This is a genomic window from Bacteroides muris (ex Afrizal et al. 2022), from assembly GCF_004793475.1.
GTDB lineage: Bacteria > Bacteroidota > Bacteroidia > Bacteroidales > Bacteroidaceae > Bacteroides > Bacteroides muris.
The window spans coordinates 1-17,258 of record NZ_SRYZ01000069.1; the positions used below are offsets into that span (position 1 = coordinate 1).

Sequence of the window (17,258 nt, forward strand, 5' to 3'; positions counted from 1 at the left end):
TGGCATAGTGGCAGAAGCCGCTTAGCCGATATGGTGAATTTTTAACGGACTATTATATATAGAAAAGCTCTTAAAAATTCGCAATGTAAGAGTCTGTTTGGTTATCTTTGATTTAGACCGAAGATTGGTTCCAATTCTTCTAACCTTTTTGGAATAAGTAAAAATATGCAAAATAAAACATTGACAAAACTCTTCTTTTGGAACTAAATAGAAGAAATGCTTTGCGAATATGGTTGTTTAAGCAGTTTCCTCTAAAATGTCTTATATATATATGTTAAGGATATGAAAAATGAATTTATTTTGAAGTATGTGTTGTTTGTCTCGATAGCTTTTCATTGTTTCGGAATTATGGCACAAAAGGTACAGTCGGTTGCAAAGTCAGAGAAAAAGTTCGTCCATCCCGAACGGCTCTGTTACGACGGCTCGTGTATGACCATTGATGGGAAGGACGTTTTCATTTACAGCGCTGCTTTTCATTATTTCCGTTGTCCGGAAGAGTTGTGGAGAGACCGTTTCCGGCAGATTAAGGAAGCCGGATTTAATACGGTAGAGACCTATGTGCCTTGGAACTGGCACGAGAGGACGATGCCGCTCAGTGTGGATGACAATACCCATTTCGATTTCTCGGACGTGAAGCGCTGGTTGAAGATGGCGCAGGAAGAGTTCGGATTCTATACCATTGTCCGTCCCGGTCCCTTTATCTGTGCTGAATATTCGGGAGGAGGTTATCCTCGTTGGTTGGCCAAATACCGTCCTGAAGGAGTGGATGATTTTTGGTTGAGAAGTGCGGACTATCGCCATATCCGTTGGTCGCAACATTGGTTCGACGCTGTTTGCAAGGTGTTGGCTGATGAGCAAATTACCCGGAAACCTGTTGGCGGAAAAGGCATTATCCTGATTCAGATAGAGAATGAGTACAACCATCATGATTGCGATGGCAAGGAAAAACTGCTGAAAGCCCTCTATCAGTCAGTCAGAAAGAGCGGGATGGACATCCCTATCTTCACTTGTCTGACCGAAGAGTGCCGGAGCAGTAAGGATGAAGAACTGTCGCAGGTTTTCGACAGTGATAATTACTATGTAGGTCTTTCATCGGCTCCGGACTGTGCTCATCGCATGATGAATCTTAAGAAGGAGCAGCCGGACGCGCCCGGTTTTGTAACCGAATTGCAAGGAGGCTGGTTCTCCTTGGTGACTGGCAGGCTTAGTGAAGACCACTATTCCGATGCGCGTCACTTTAAGGCTGTGGGACTGATGTCCTTGTTGGGAGGAGCTGGAGGAATTAATTATTACATGTTTTTTGGAGGGACTCACTTTGCCGGTTGGGGGGCTCGAGGCATGACCACTAGCTACGACTACAACGCTGCCATCCGCGAGACCGGAGCCTTGAGTGAGAAATATTTCGAGGCGAAAGCCATCGGACAATTCATTCGGACTTTTGAACAGCGACTGGTCCGTTCGGAAGGTGGACCTTGTGCATTGGAAGGTGGAGCGGAGACTCTGTTCGGAGGTGTGCGTGTAGCAGTGGACGGGACTCGTTTCGTCTTTTTGCACAATACGGATGCTAAAAAGCCGGTTCGAGGCAAGGTGCGTCTGATACCGGGAAAAGTGAACCACCTTTCCACACCGATGTATAATATTAACCAACATGGCGAAAAGGTGCTGATTGCTTCATTGGAGACTTCGGTTGCCAACATTCCGGAATCTGAAGCCATCGATGTTACTTATGAACTTCCTGCTTTGGGAAGCAAGGTATTGGTGATTCCTGCCAGGAAGGGCACTGCGGAAGGAGAATGGTGGCCGAAGGAACAGATACGCCCAGTGCGCCCTTCCCAAATGCCTGCTTCGGTACGTGTAGTTTTTGCCCAAAAGAAGGAAGACGCCTTTGAAAATGCCGACTGGAAATCGCTCAACCGATTGGTCTCATTGTCTGATTTGGGAGTCAATGATTTCCGTTACAGTTTATACCGTGCTAGGTTTTCTCTGAATTCTCGTCAGGTTGCGGATGAGCGTTTCCTGCTTTTCAATACGTTTACTCGCGATATTGTGTCGGTACTGGTAAATGGCAAACAGGCTAAGCGTCTTTTTCCCTACAAAGCCGATGCGCAATCTTGGACTACGCGCAATTGCTTTGAACGCATTCGTCCGGATGAATATGACAACCGTTTTGATGTTTCCGGGTTATTACAGGTGGGGGATAATGAGATTCTAGTATCTTATGAAAATTTGGGACATGCACATGGCTATTTTCCTATGGAAGAATTGGCAGGTATAAGGGAAGCAGGATTGTCGGTTGCGGAATCTGCCCTGACCCATCCGTTGGAATGGGAGTGTGCAGTGGATGCAGCCGGAGTGACTCAAGGATGGACCTTACCCGAATTTGTGCCCGAAGATTGGGAGACCGTATCGCTGGATGTGAAGAGCGAAGTACCGGCAAAAGGAAACAGAGTGCTATCCAAGGCTGAACCGGACGGATTGTTCACCTGGCATCGTATAGAATTTGAACTTCCGGCTCAGAAGGAAGGCATATGGATTCCTTGGCTGGCTCGCATCAATGCTTCGGGCAATGGCTATGTATGGCTGAATGGACACAACATCGGACGGCATTGGGAAGCCGGTCCGCAACGCGAATTCTTCTTACCCGAATGCTGGCTTTGCTTTGGGAAGGGCAAGAAGAATGTGCTGGTGATGGGATTACGGCAGACAGCCCATGGCGCCAAGCTGAAGGCAATGGAAATAGTCCCTTGTAAGGATGTGGCAGAAATCAGGAAAAAATAAAGTAATAATTGCATGGTAATGAAAATTAAGAATGTTTTATGGGCATTTTGCTTTTGCGGAATGTCGGTGTGCTCGTTGGAGGCACAACAGGTATGGACACCGGATAACGGTGATGGTACATTTACAAATCCCCTAATGTGGGGAGACTGGCCCGACCCGGATGTCATCCGTGTAGGAGATGAATTTTACATGGTATCTACCAGTATGCACTATGTGCCCGGATGCCCTATTATTAAATCAAAAGACCTGGTGAATTGGGAGATGGCAGGCTATGCTATTGATCGCTATGATGAAGACCCTAAGTACGATATGCAGGGCGGCAATCTCTATCTGAACGGCTCGTGGGCCAACTCCCTGCGCTATCACAACGGGAAGTTCTATGTGGCTTTCTGTACTCCTTACGGTTGGGGAAGAGAGACAGGTCACTTCTCCGTCTGCGAGGCCGAGAAGCCGGAAGGACCGTGGAAACGTACCATTTTCCCCGAATATATGTATGACCCGGGCCTCTTCTTCGATGACGATGGTAAGGTATATGTGGTGCACGGTCAAGGAACGCTCTATGTGACCGAGCTGAATGAGGATGCGCGTTCGGTAAAGGGAGATAAGGTGAAAATCTGGAGTGGCAGATTTAAAAACGCCCATGAACTGGGAGGAGGATTTGGCATGGAGGGTTCCCATGTTTATAAAATCAATGGAAAGTATTACATTACTTGTCCCGCCGGGGGGACCGAAGGATGGCAGATTTGTCTTCGTTCTGATAACATTTATGGTCCGTATGAACATAAGCTGATTATGAATGATGATAGTTCATATCCTAAAAACGGGCTTCACCAAGGTGGCATGGTGCAGCTGAAGAACGGTGACTGGTGGTTCATCATCATGCAGGACCGAGGCGCCATCGGACGTGTGCCTTGTTTGGTGCCGGTGAAGTGGGTGGACGGATGGCCCATGCTGGGGGCAGATGGTAAAGACGTGGTTACTTATCCAAAGCCTGCGGTGGGCAAGGCATCCAAGATAAAGAGCCCCGCCACTACGGATGAGTTCAATACGAAGAAGTTGGGTCTGCAATGGCAGTGGAACCACAATCCAGATAATGCTAAGTGGTCGTTGACAGAACGTCCTGGGTATATGCGTTTGAAGGCTTCGCCAGCCAACAATCTTAAGAACGCGCGTAACACTCTGACGCAGCGTGTGCAAGGCCCTACTTCCGAAGGACTGGTAGAGATGGAACTTACCGGAATGAAAGATGGAAATGTGGCTGGTTTCGGTGTATTCCAGTTCCCTTATGCTTATGTGGCTGTACAGCAGGAAGGAGGTGCACGTAAAGTGGTGATGTGCAACGACGGCAAGATTGTAGAAACCGCTGTTGAGAACTTTACTCAAGACAAGTTGTGGATGAAGGCGCGTGTGACCGATAAGGATTTTATTGCCAGTTTCTATTATAGTCTGGATGGTGTCAACTTCTTTCCTATTGGTAATGTGCTAAAGATGGATTTGGGACTTTATTGGACTGCTAACCGCTTTGCACTTTTCAACTTCACCACCCGTGACGAGGGCGATGGAGGCTTCGTCGACTTCAATTGGTTCCGATTCCACGGGAAGTAAGGTATAATTCTCCTTTTTTCTCTGGTACCGGGGAAGGCAGGGCTCCCCCGATGCCGGAGAAATCCCCTGATTTTACTGCTCTTAGAGGGAACTTTTAACTTTGTAGCTTATTTTTTGTATGCCCCTCTTTCATCTAAAGAGCATTCTCTTTAGATGAAAGATTAGTGCTTTTGAGAGAATATTTTCGTTCTCTTCTTTGTAGATTAAGAATCTTTTCTATAATTTGCCATTGCTTATCAATAAAGTTGAATTCCACTGACGAATCTATGTTTATGAAATTTTAGTGCGATAGCCGTGGCTTTAAACAAAATTTGAGGGATATTTAAAAAAAAGTTTTCACAAGAGTAAGGGTTTTCTTTCCCTTTTGTGTCATGTAGCTGAGACAGTAATGTATATCATACCGAATAAGTGTGAATTGAATTGCATTACTTTAATGTTAATCTTATAAATTAAAAAAAACAATTATGTTGAAAGTCGTAAGAACAGTCGGTTCTATACTGTTGTCAGCAGCATTGTACTCCGGTGGAGTTGTTTATGCGGCAGACGGTACAGTCGCTTCCATGACTGCAATTTCTCAGCAACAAAAGAGTTTGAAAGGAACCGTTAGTGACGCATTCGGACCGATGGCTGGTGTATCGGTAGTAGTAAAAGGTACAACAAACGGTGTGGTGACAGATTTGGATGGTAATTTTGCTTTGAGTGTGAATCAGGGTGACATTATCCAATTCTCCTTCATCGGATATGCCACTCAGGAAATTGAGTACACAGGCCAGGCATCCTTGAACGTGCAGTTGCAGGAAGATACGGAACTGCTGGAAGAAGTGATAGTGGTAGGTTATGGTACACAAAAGAAATTGAATATGACCGGTTCGGTGGTACAGGTTTGCCGCCAACAACTGGAAAGCCGTCCTATACAGAACCTTTCCACCGGAATTCAAGGTTTGATGCCTGGTGTGACGGTCGTTGCAGGTAGCGGTCTTCCGGGTCAGGATGGAGGTACTATCCGTGTGCGCGGTGTGGGAACGTTGAACAGCTCCAATCCTTATATTCTGGTGGATGGAGTGGAGACCGGTACAATGAATTCGGTCGATCCCAACGATATCGAGAGCATCTCCGTTCTGAAAGATGCGACTTCGGCAGCGATTTATGGTTCAAAAGCTTCCAACGGTGTAATTTTGATTACGACCAAGCGTGGCAAGTCTGGCACGCCGCGTATTTCATATAATGGCTATGCCAGCATACAGAAGCCCACCATGCTTCAAGACCTGATGAGCTCCTACGACTACGCCCGTCTTTACGACAAGGCGCGTGTGGAATACGGCCTGGCCCCCCGGTTCGACAAGTCGGGAGACGGTAAAGTCTATGAGAAGTTCAGAGACGGTTCAGACCCTTACAACTTCCCTGACACCGACTGGTACGACCTGGCTTACCGCACCGGATTCCAGCACACGCATAATGTGAACGTGAGCGGCGGTACTGACAACCTGAAGTACATGGCCTCCGTTGGTTATCTTCATCAGGACGGTACGTTGCCCCATGCCGAGCGTCAACAGTTCAACGGGCGTACAAACTTGGATGTAAGGCTGAACTCCCGGCTGAACGTACGTGTCAACATGTCTTATATCAACAACGACTATTCCGAGCCCAACTCCTCCTATGGCGGCAGCGGTTCCGGACAGATTGTGATGCGTTTGGGAAAGATTGCCCCTTGGATTGTGGGCCGTTACGAAGACGGCACTTGGGGCACATTTTCCGACGGCAGTCCCATCGCCTGGCTCGACGTTGACCAGAGCGTGAGACGCGAGAACCAGAACTTCTCGGGTACTTTGTCCGCTGATTATCAGTTTATGGATGGTCTGGTTGCGACCTTGACCGGTTCTTATGTGAACAACCAGCAGCACTACAAGGCTTTCCAGAAATTTATCCAGTACAACCCGAACAAGAAGAGCGATCCGAACAAACTGAACGAGAACTATTACGGCTGGCATCGTGCCACTTTCGATGCCTTGCTTAACTATGACAAGCAGTTCGGTGTTCATGGGTTGAAGGCGATGGCCGGCTGGCATACGGAGAAATATTCTTATAATGAGAACACTTCGGAACGTAAGAACTTTCCTAATAACGACCTGACGGATATGAATGCGGGCGACGCCTCCACGCAAAAGAACAGCGGCTATTCCCGCGATCTTGCCATGGTTTCCTGGTTCGGTCGTATCAACTATGATTACGCCGGCAAGTACCTGTTCGAGGCCAATGTCCGCGCCGATGCCTCTTCCCGGTTTGCCGAAGGTCACCGTTGGGGTTACTTCCCCTCTTTCTCTGCGGCATGGCGCATCAGTGAGGAATCTTTTATGGAAGATGCAAGAGAGTGGTTGGGCAACCTGAAGCTTCGCGGTTCTTACGGTAACCTTGGCAACCAGTCTGCCCTTGACGACTACTATCCTTGGATGAACAACTATGCCCTTGATACCAGCTATCCTCTTGGTGGCGGTTTGCAGTCCGGCTATTATCATAAGAATTACAAGATTCCTACCATTTCCTGGGAGAAGGCACGCACGTGGGGGATAGGCTTCGATGCTACGCTGTTGGACAAATTGAGCGTGTCTTTCGACTACTACGACCGCAAGACTACCGGCATCATCATGGATGTTCCCGTCCCCGCAGAATTCGGTCTGGGCGCTTACAAGGATAATGTGGGTGCCATGCAGAACCGGGGTATGGAACTGTCCTTGGGGTATAATGACAAATATGGCGACTGGTCGTTTGGCGCTACGGCGAACGTATCCTACAACAGGAACAAGATTCTGGATTTGGACGGTGTCGCTTCGATGCTGGATGGTGACCTTAAGATAAGGCAGGTTGGAGAGGCTTTCAACATGTTCTATCTGTACAAGACGGACGGTTTCTTCCAGTCTGACGCGGATGCCGCCGCCTGGCAGGAAAAGTACGCTCGCCCGGGCACCGGCTATCCCTTTGAACTGGACTGGACCAACTCGGAGAAAAAGAAGAAATTCAAGGCCGGTGATTTGCGGTACGTTGATACGAATGGTGACGGGATGTTGAACGCCGACGACCGCACGCTTTGCGGTTCTTCGGATCCCTCTTATACTTTCGGTCTGAACCTGAGCGGCGGCTATAAGCATTTTGACCTCTCCGTGATGTTTACCGGGGTGGCAGGTGTGAAGCGGATGATTGACACTAACGGGTTCGGCGGTGAATGGAGCGGTGACGACTGCCATCCCAACACAATCTGGCTGGATTCCTGGACTCCGGACAACCAGGATGCCAAGATGCCCCGTATTGCAGTCAGCAAAAGTTCATTTAATCTTGAGAAATCCGATTTCTGGCTGCAGGACGGTAGTTATGTTCGTCTGAAGAACCTCCAGTTCGGCTATACGGTTCCGAAGAAGGCGTTGAAGTCTCTCGGCATTGAGCACCTCCGCGTCTATTACTCGGGAGAGAACCTGCTGACATTCCACAAGATGATGATTGATGCCGATCCGGAACTTGGCAGCTTATACACTTTCCCGATAAACCAGACTCATGCTATTGGTGTGAATCTCACATTCTAAAAACATTATGTTAAACTTAGTACAGAAAAATATGAAACGAATATTTACATATATGATGGCAGGGGTTTCGCTGCTTGCTACTACCTCCTGTTCAGACTTTCTGAACACCGCGCCTTATGATGCATTGGCTCCTTCTAATACTTGGAAAACAGAAGGGGATGCCGAGAAGTTTTTAATAGGTTGCTATGACGGCTGGATTGATGAGTCTGGCATCCTTTATTGGGATTGCGCTTCCGATTTCGGTTACAGCAATTTCCTTTGGGATCACTACCAAAGCATCGGTAACGGTACGATGACGGCTGGGCTTAAGGAGGTGTCCGATCACTATACTTTTAGTAAAATCCGTCAATGCAATGATTTCTTGACGAATATTGCGAATGTTCCGTTTGCTGACGAGGCAAAGAAGAATGATATGATTGCCCAAGTAAAGGTGATGCGTGCATATGACTATTTTGATAAGAATTGGCAATATGGCGGAGTGCCTATTATCGACTCTTATTCTTCGCGTGAAGAGGCACAGGTGCCCCGTAACACGGAAGCGGAAGTAAACAAGTTCATCGAAGATGAACTGGATGCAGCCATTCCTATGTTTTTGGAAGACAAGGCAAGCAAAGCTGGTTACATCGACCGCGCCACGGCGTTGGCTATAAAGATGCGTCATGCCCTCTATTATGGTAAGTATGAACGTGCCAAAGAGGCTGCGCGGATTATTATGGATATGGGTAAGTTTGATTTGGAGGAGGATTATGGACGTTTGTTCCGTTTGGAAGGACAAGATTCCAAAGAAATCATTGCGGCTGTTCAGCACATGGAGACTTATTATGGTAACATGTTTCCAGCTATCATGGCTAATAATGAAGACGGTGGTTGGTCATCTATGGTTCCTACTTGGAATTTGGTAAATGCTTATGAAATGGATAATGGCTTGACAAAGGAAGAGGCCGGTGATTACTACGACCCTAAGCATCCCTTTGCCAATCGTGATCCTCGTTTGGCGATGTCTATCGCTTTTCCTGGAATGGATTGGATAAGAGACGATGGTACTACCAAGGTTCTTAATACGCTGAATGACAGTATTGTCATTGATAATAAAAAGGTACTCAACCTCAATTATTCGACAGCGTCTAATAACTCTTCTAAGACCGGTTTGACATGGAATAAATACGTGTACCCCCTGAACCAGTTTGCAGATATGTGGGATACCGGTATGAATACCATTCTTTTCCGTTATGCTGAAGTCTTGTTGAGTTACGTTGAAGCAGAGAATGAATTGAACGGTCCGTCCGAAGATGTATATGGAAAACTGAATCAGATTCGCAATCGTGCTGGAATGCCCATTGTTGATCGAGCCAAATACGGCACTCAAGAGAAGCTTCGTGAGTTGATTCGTCGTGAACGCTCTGTCGAAATGGCTGGTGAAGGCCTCCGTCGTGCAGACATTCTCCGCTGGAAAGATGCTGAGGGAAAAATGCTTGCCGAGACTCTGATGAATGGCGAGTTGCGTTGTCCAGGCGGTACAATCGATTATACTGAAACCAATCCTTACAAGCGTGCGGTAATTATACCGGACAGCGTTCAGCTGGTAGAGTCACGTGGCTTTTCTACTCACAACCGTTATTTGCCTATTCCTCAAAAGTACAGGGATTTGAATGACAAGCTGGAGCAGAATCCGGGGTATTGATGGTTAAAAACGGGAACATTGATAAAAGTATGTTCCCGACTTTAGAAGATATTTCAAGAAAATTCAAACAGCTTCTTAAAGATAGGCACGGGTGGTATGTAACCTCGTGCCTTTCTTTCATATAAAACAATTTTAATAAAAACAGTCATGAAACTTTTGAATTTATGTTTCGCATTTTGTTTTTCGGTTTTAGTCTCTTGCCAATCGGGTTCCTCTCGACAAGTGATTGACATGAATACTGGATGGGCATTCTTTCGTGGAGAGGTGGACAACGGTGCCCAAGTAGATTTAGATGTTACAGGATGGATGCCGATTTGTTTACCTCATATCATGCAGTTAGAAACCAAGCATTGCGGAGGGAACTCCATTTACGATGGAGTGGGGTGGTATCGTCGTTATTTCAAGATGCCTGCTAATGCTCGGGACAAGCGTGTAGTGGTGGATTTTGAGGGAGTGATGACCAACTGCGAGGTTTATCTGAATGGAGAGAAGATAACCGAGCATTATGGCGGCTACATGGGATTTGTGGCAGACCTTACCGAACATATAGATTGGAAAGGTACTAACGTGCTTATCGTCAGAGTATCGGCACAACCCGATGCACTGACTCCTCCAGGAAAGCCACAGGAACGTATGGACTTCTATTACTACAGTGGAATCTATCGCGACGTGCGGATGGTGATTACAGATAAAATCTACATCACCGACCCATTGCAAGAAGATATGGTGGCAGGAGGAGGACAGTTTATCACCTTCCCGCAAGTGTCTGCAGAACGTGCCACAGTACATGTGGCGACTCACGTACGTAACTTGATGGAGGAAGATGCGGAACTCCGACTGTTGTCGCAATTGTGTGACTCTGTTGGTAGAGTCGTGGCGGAAGAAATGACGCCTGTAACGGTGGAACGTCAGTCGGGAGTGACTACAGAGCAGGTGATGCTTGTAAATTCGCCCTCTCTTTGGCATCCCTATCATCCTTCGCTTTACACGTTACGCACACAGGTGCTGAAAGGTTCGCAGGTGGTGGACGAAACTTCCGTACAAGTGGGCATCCGCACCATTCGCTATACAGCGGAAGAAGGATTTTTCATTAATGGCGAGAAACTTTATATGAGAGGTGCTAATCGGCATCAGTCTTTCCCTAACGTGGGCGATGCTGCCTCAAACTCCATGCAGGTGCGGGATGTCATCGGCCTGAAACGTGGCGGCTACAATGCCGTGCGCGCAGCCCATTATCCGTCCGACCCTGCATTTCTGGATGCGTGCGACCGCTATGGACTTCTGGTGGTGGAGTGCATTCCGGGCTGGCAGTTCTATAATTCTGATTCTACTTTCATCAAACGTCTTTACGAGGTGGGACGACAGATGATTCGGCGCGACCGCAATCATCCATCGGTGGTATTGTGGGAAACAGCCCTGAACGAATCGCGTTATCCGGTGTCGTTGGCCCGCGAAATACAGGAACTAGCACATGCTGAATATCCGGGTGATCAGATGTACACGGCAGGTGACTATCTGGGGCATGCGGATATGGAACCCTATTACGATGTGTTCTATAAACAAGTGAAGGGCTATCCCAAGAACGGAGACGTGATGAGCAACTTCCTCGAAGACTTTATCGCCATCAAGCCGGTGTTTACTCGCGAATGGGGAGACGGTGCTGGTCCGAAGCCAAGGGTTAGCTTAAAAGAGAATGAGGAAGAGCAGGTACGCCAATGCTACAGTCGCATGGAGCAGTTGAACGGTAACGGCTACTTTGACTGGTGTATGCTGGATGCCAACCCGAACATGGGCGGTCACTTCTTGTGGAACTACAACGACTATGCGCGTGGCAGTGAGGACGAGACGATGTTTTGCGGAGTGGTTGACATGAACCGTTATCCGAAATTCTGTTATTATATGCTTCAAAGTATGCGTGACTGGTCTGTGTCACAGCCGGGATTGTACGATGGGCCGATGGTGTTCATCGCCTCTTACAATTCATCCGAAGAGTTCTCTTCATCCACAAACCAGATAACGGTTTTCTCCAATTGCGATGAAGTTCGCCTCTATCGTAACGGCAAGCTCATTGGAACTCAGATGCGTGAGGAAAGAGTGCCGCTTTACCGCTCGTTTGTAGAGAAAGGGGGCAGTCCGCTGTTTGTCTTCGATGCGGGAGGTTATGAGAAGGGAACATTAAAAGCGGAAGCTTTGGTAGATGGCAAGGTCTTGGCAACTCATAGCACATCTACTCCGGAAAATTCCTATCGACTGATGGTGGATATAAAGACGGATGGCATCGTGCCAGTGGCCGATGGTTCGGACATGATTCCCGTTTATTTTAAAGTTTGCGATAGGAATGGTACATTGGTTTACAATTCACGACAGAAAATCAAAATCCGGGTCTCTGGTGAAGGTGTGCTGATGGGCGACATCATCAGCCGCATAGGTGTCAATCCGCAGGAGGTAGAGGGCGGCGTCGGTTTCGCTTTCATACGTACCACTGGCAAGGCTGGCAAGATTGTGGTGGAAGCTGTAGCTGACGGCTTGGAGGCGGGGAAGGCGGAAGTACAGACGAAGCCTTTTGAAGGAATCTCCTTGAAAGACGGACAGCATGCTCCGTTCATGGGAAGTGAGGAAGACAATGTAGTGGTAAAACCCTCTTCCTGGCAGCAGCGTGTATTGAAAAAGCCGCGTTTGAAGATTGCTTCCGTCCATGTGAAAAGCAGTCAGGAGGGGTATCCGGCATCGAATATCATAGACAACGACGACCAATCTTGGTGGATTGCAGGAGAAGGTCATTTGCCTTGCGTGATAATGCTGGCTTTGGAAGAACCCACTTGGGTGACTGCCAGCCGTATCGTTTTCCAAAAAGACAGTTCTTCTTACAAGCATAAGGTAGAGACTTCTGAAGACGGAGAGCATTGGTTGACTCTGTATGAGCGCGAATGTACTGGCTGGGAATTCAAGCCTATGACCGTGGACCGCAGAATGAAATATCTTCGTCTTACGGTTGATGCTGTCTCAGAAGGACGGGCTGGCCTAGGAGAAATTTCTCTCTATTGATAAGTATATGATGGGGTAGGCTGTCTGGAAAATTTATAGAAAAGATTGATGCCTGAAAGGGAGTAAGGCAAATGTTTTCGGACAGGCTGCTTTATCTTCTTTTATGATGGAAGAATTGTCTGCATTTTTGTGAATAATCATAAAAAAAACATTGGAAGAATAATGGGGAATACTTATTTTTGTGTCATCCAAATATGAAACAGATAATACATATTTCAATATGAGGCAGGAAAATATTCCTTGGGAACTGATAATCTCTAATTTCAAACAGGAAATTTCGGAGAAGGATAGTGAACGTTTAAAGCGTTGGGCGGATCGACCGGAATGTCGGGCTGTAATGGGAGAACTGGAAGCTTTGTGGAAGAAAGTACAGGATAATGTAAGCGACTATACTCCTGATAAGGAATATTATTGGAAAATACTTTCGGAGCGGATTGGCAAGGCAGAACAGCAACTGGAAAAGAAAGCTCCGGAAAAGACTATCACACTTAGGAAATTATATCGCTATGTAGCTGCAGCTTGCGTGGTTTTGGGATTGTCTGTTGGAGCGAGTTATTATTGGGGAACCCATGCAGATTGGAAATTGGGGGTGGAACAGGTATATACCTGCATAGACGGTAAATCGAAAGTGTTTCTTCCGGATGGAACTGGGGTTTGGCTACAGTCCAATACAACGTTGACATACGGAAATGATTTCCGGAAAGAAAGCCGTCTGGTACATTTGTCTGGTGAAGCCTATTTTGAAGTGGCCAAGGATAAAGAAAAGCCTTTTATCGTGCAGATTGAAGGTATGCAAGTTGTAGTACACGGAACTAAATTCAATGTTGAATCACCGAAAGGTGCAGCTCAAAGCAAAGTAAGCCTGATAGAAGGGTCGGTTTCTTTGATTACTTCTTCGGAAAGAGTCTTCTTGAAGCCCAGAGAAATAGCAGTGTATGATAAGCGGCAGAATAAGATGGAGATAAATACCGGGGATGTAGCGTTTGAAAAGCTGTGGGTCAGTGATGAACTTTTTATCTCAAACAAATCTCTGGGAGAAGTTTGCCGATTGCTGAGCAAGCGTTATGGCGTGAAGATAAATGTGGATGATGACTTGAAAGACAAATATAAGTACACTTTCACGATACACAATGAAGCGTTGGAGGAAATTATTCGGATTATGGCACGCATCAACCCTATAACTTATAGCTTTGATGAGGATAATGTGCTGACTATTACTAAAAAGAAGTAGTGTAGAACCGTTAATCTTAAAAGTACGATGAACCAAAGAAACTGCTTGGTCTTATTTTTGCTGCTTTTTTGCGTGGCAAGTCTTTCAGCGCAGTCTCAAGAAAAAAGGATTACGGCATCTTTTATCGGAATCTCATTGTCGGAAGCGATGTGCCTTATAGAAAAGTCAACCGGTTATACGTTTTTCTATGATGCTACTCAAGTGAGGGTGGAGCAGAAAGTAAGTTTGGTATGCAAAAATGAAAGATTGTCTGCTGCTTTGGTCCGAATGTTGAATCCCATTCAGTTGTCGTTCGAGATAACAAATACCCAAATTGCAGTTTTCAACAAACAAAAAGCAGTCTGCCATACAGACATTAAAGTTCGTGGAAAAGTGTTGGATGAAAGAGGTGAGGAAATAGTTGGTGCCAACATCATAATGGAAGGTACGAATAAAGGAACTATCACCGATCTTGAAGGATGTTTTGAACTGGAATCCTCTTTTGGTGCAACTCTTGTTGTTTCTTTTATCGGATACAAACATCAGAAGATTAGAGTAAAGTCCGGAGAACCTCTTTGGATCAAAATGGAAGTCGATGCAATAGCCTTGGAAGAAGTGATAGTGGTAGGTTATGGTACACAAAAGAAATTGAATATGACCGGTTCGGTGGTACAGGTTTGCCGCCAACAACTGGAAAGCCGTCCTATACAGAACCTTTCCACCGGAATTCAAGGTTTGATGCCTGGTGTGACGGTCGTTGCAGGTAGCGGTCTTCCGGGTCAGGATGGAGGTACTATCCGTGTGCGCGGTGTGGGAACGTTGAACAGCTCCAATCCTTATATTCTGGTGGATGGAGTGGAGACCGGTACAATGAATTCGGTCGATCCCAACGATATCGAGAGCATCTCCGTTCTGAAAGATGCGGCTTCGGCAGCGATTTATGGTTCAAAAGCTTCCAACGGTGTAATTTTGATTACGACCAAGCGTGGCAAGTCTGGCACGCCGCGTATTTCATATAATGGCTATGCCAGCATACAGAAGCCCACCATGCTTCAAGACCTGATGAGCTCCTACGACTACGCCCGTCTTTACGACAAGGCGCGTGTGGAATACGGCCTGGCCCCCCGGTTCGACAAGTCGGGAGACGGTAAAGTCTATGAGAAGTTCAGAGACGGTTCAGACCCTTACAACTTCCCTGACACCGACTGGTACGACCTGGCTTACCGCACCGGATTCCAGCACACGCATAATGTGAACGTGAGCGGCGGTACTGACAACCTGAAGTACATGGCCTCCGTTGGTTATCTTCATCAGGACGGTACGTTGCCCCATGCCGAGCGTCAACAGTTCAACGGGCGTACAAACTTGGATGTAAGGCTGAACTCCCGGCTGAACGTACGTGTCAACATGTCTTATATCAACAACGACTATTCCGAGCCCAACTCCTCCTATGGCGGCAGCGGTTCCGGACAGATTGTGATGCGTTTGGGAAAGATTGCCCCTTGGATTGTGGGCCGTTACGAAGACGGCACTTGGGGCACATTTTCCGACGGCAGTCCCATCGCCTGGCTCGACGTTGACCAGAGCGTGAGACGCGAGAACCAGAACTTCTCGGGTACTTTGTCCGCTGATTATCAGTTTATGGATGGTCTGGTTGCGACCTTGACCGGTTCTTATGTGAACAACCAGCAGCACTACAAGGCTTTCCAGAAATTTATCCAGTACAACCCGAACAAGAAGAGCGATCCGAACAAACTGAACGAGAACTATTACGGCTGGCATCGTGCCACTTTCGATGCCTTGCTTAACTATGACAAGCAGTTCGGTGTTCATGGGTTGAAGGCGATGGCCGGCTGGCATACGGAGAAATATTCTTATAATGAGAACACTTCGGAACGTAAGAACTTTCCTAATAACGACCTGACGGATATGAATGCGGGCGACGCCTCCACGCAAAAGAACAGCGGCTATTCCCGCGATCTTGCCATGGTTTCCTGGTTCGGTCGTATCAACTATGATTACGCCGGCAAGTACCTGTTCGAGGCCAATGTCCGCGCCGATGCCTCTTCCCGGTTTGCCGAAGGTCACCGTTGGGGTTACTTCCCCTCTTTCTCTGCGGCATGGCGCATCAGTGAGGAATCTTTTATGGAAGATGCAAGAGAGTGGTTGGGCAACCTGAAGCTTCGCGGTTCTTACGGTAACCTTGGCAACCAGTCTGCCCTTGACGACTACTATCCTTGGATGAACAACTATGCCCTTGATACCAGCTATCCTCTTGGTGGCGGTTTGCAGTCCGGCTATTATCATAAGAATTACAAGATTCCTACCATTTCCTGGGAGAAGGCACGCACGTGGGGGATAGGCTTCGATGCTACGCTGTTGGACAAATTGAGCGTGTCTTTCGACTACTACGACCGCAAGACTACCGGCATCATCATGGATGTTCCCGTCCCCGCAGAATTCGGTCTGGGCGCTTACAAGGATAATGTGGGTGCCATGCAGAACCGGGGTATGGAACTGTCCTTGGGGTATAATGACAAATATGGCGACTGGTCGTTTGGCGCTACGGCGAACGTATCCTACAACAGGAACAAGATTCTGGATTTGGACGGTGTCGCTTCGATGCTGGATGGTGACCTTAAGATAAGGCAGGTTGGAGAGGCTTTCAACATGTTCTATCTGTACAAGACGGACGGTTTCTTCCAGTCTGACGCGGATGCCGCCGCCTGGCAGGAAAAGTACGCTCGCCCGGGCACCGGCTATCCCTTTGAACTGGACTGGACCAACTCGGAGAAAAAGAAGAAATTCAAGGCCGGTGATTTGCGGTACGTTGATACGAATGGTGACGGGATGTTGAACGCCGACGACCGCACGCTTTGCGGTTCTTCGGATCCCTCTTATACTTTCGGTCTGAACCTGAGCGGCGGCTATAAGCATTTTGACCTCTCCGTGATGTTTACCGGGGTGGCAGGTGTGAAGCGGATGATTGACACTAACGGGTTCGGCGGTGAATGGAGCGGTGACGACTGCCATCCCAACACAATCTGGCTGGATTCCTGGACTCCGGACAACCAGGATGCCAAGATGCCCCGTATTGCAGTCAGCAAAAGTTCATTTAATCTTGAGAAATCCGATTTCTGGCTGCAGGACGGTAGTTATGTTCGTCTGAAGAACCTCCAGTTCGGCTATACGGTTCCGAAGAAGGCGTTGAAGTCTCTCGGCATTGAGCACCTCCGCGTCTATTACTCGGGAGAGAACCTGCTGACATTCCACAAGATGATGATTGATGCCGATCCGGAACTTGGCAGCTTATACACTTTCCCGATAAACCAGACTCATGCTATTGGTGTGAATCTCACATTCTAAA

At 47.4% G+C, this 17,258-nt stretch carries 7 protein-coding genes; all 7 read left to right on the forward strand.

Annotation, left to right across the window (positions count from 1 at the left end; translation table 11 throughout):
- Window positions 1-282: 282 nt before the first annotated feature.
- The 7 genes from E5355_RS17795 to E5355_RS17825 all read left to right on the forward strand — a co-directional run bounded on the left by E5355_RS17795 (window position 283) and on the right by E5355_RS17825 (window position 17,257).
- Window positions 283-2,778: a beta-galactosidase gene (locus E5355_RS17795; RefSeq protein WP_136011392.1), complete on the forward strand. Its 2,496-nt coding sequence runs from the start codon at window positions 283-285 to the stop codon at window positions 2,776-2,778.
- An 18-nt stretch (window positions 2,779-2,796) separates the two neighbouring features.
- Window positions 2,797-4,383, forward strand: a complete 1,587-nt coding sequence (locus tag E5355_RS17800; protein ID WP_136011393.1) for a glycoside hydrolase 43 family protein — start codon at window positions 2,797-2,799, stop codon at window positions 4,381-4,383.
- Between the two features lie 464 nt (window positions 4,384-4,847).
- A complete protein-coding gene (locus E5355_RS17805) occupies window positions 4,848-7,955 on the forward strand; it encodes a SusC/RagA family TonB-linked outer membrane protein (protein WP_136011394.1) in 3,108 nt (1,035 codons plus the stop codon).
- Between the two features lie 31 nt (window positions 7,956-7,986).
- Complete coding sequence (locus E5355_RS17810; RefSeq protein ID WP_136011395.1) at window positions 7,987-9,636, forward strand: RagB/SusD family nutrient uptake outer membrane protein; 1,650 nt, start codon at window positions 7,987-7,989, stop codon at window positions 9,634-9,636.
- Between the two features lie 147 nt (window positions 9,637-9,783).
- Complete coding sequence (locus E5355_RS17815) at window positions 9,784-12,681, forward strand: glycoside hydrolase family 2 protein (protein WP_136011396.1); 2,898 nt, start codon at window positions 9,784-9,786, stop codon at window positions 12,679-12,681.
- Window positions 12,682-12,901: 220 nt separating this feature from the next.
- Entirely contained in the window at window positions 12,902-13,912 is a 1,011-nt protein-coding gene (locus tag E5355_RS17820) for a FecR family protein (RefSeq protein WP_246866992.1), read from the forward strand.
- A 27-nt stretch (window positions 13,913-13,939) separates the two neighbouring features.
- Window positions 13,940-17,257, forward strand: a complete 3,318-nt coding sequence (locus E5355_RS17825) for a TonB-dependent receptor (protein ID WP_210434547.1) — start codon at window positions 13,940-13,942, stop codon at window positions 17,255-17,257.
- Window position 17,258: the final 1 nt, after the last annotated feature.

Bases quoted from the DNA above. Each gene is read 5' to 3' on its own strand.
- E5355_RS17795 (WP_136011392.1), top strand. From the start codon at position 283: ATGAAAAATGAATTTATTTTGAAGTATGTGTTGTTTGTCTCGATAGCT.
- E5355_RS17800 (WP_136011393.1), top strand. From the start codon at position 2,797: ATGAAAATTAAGAATGTTTTATGGGCATTTTGCTTTTGCGGAATGTCG.
- E5355_RS17805 (WP_136011394.1), top strand. From the start codon at position 4,848: ATGTTGAAAGTCGTAAGAACAGTCGGTTCTATACTGTTGTCAGCAGCA.
- E5355_RS17810 (WP_136011395.1), top strand. From the start codon at position 7,987: ATGAAACGAATATTTACATATATGATGGCAGGGGTTTCGCTGCTTGCT.
- E5355_RS17815 (WP_136011396.1), top strand. From the start codon at position 9,784: ATGAAACTTTTGAATTTATGTTTCGCATTTTGTTTTTCGGTTTTAGTC.
- E5355_RS17820 (WP_246866992.1), top strand. From the start codon at position 12,902: ATGAGGCAGGAAAATATTCCTTGGGAACTGATAATCTCTAATTTCAAA.
- E5355_RS17825 (WP_210434547.1), top strand. From the start codon at position 13,940: ATGAACCAAAGAAACTGCTTGGTCTTATTTTTGCTGCTTTTTTGCGTG.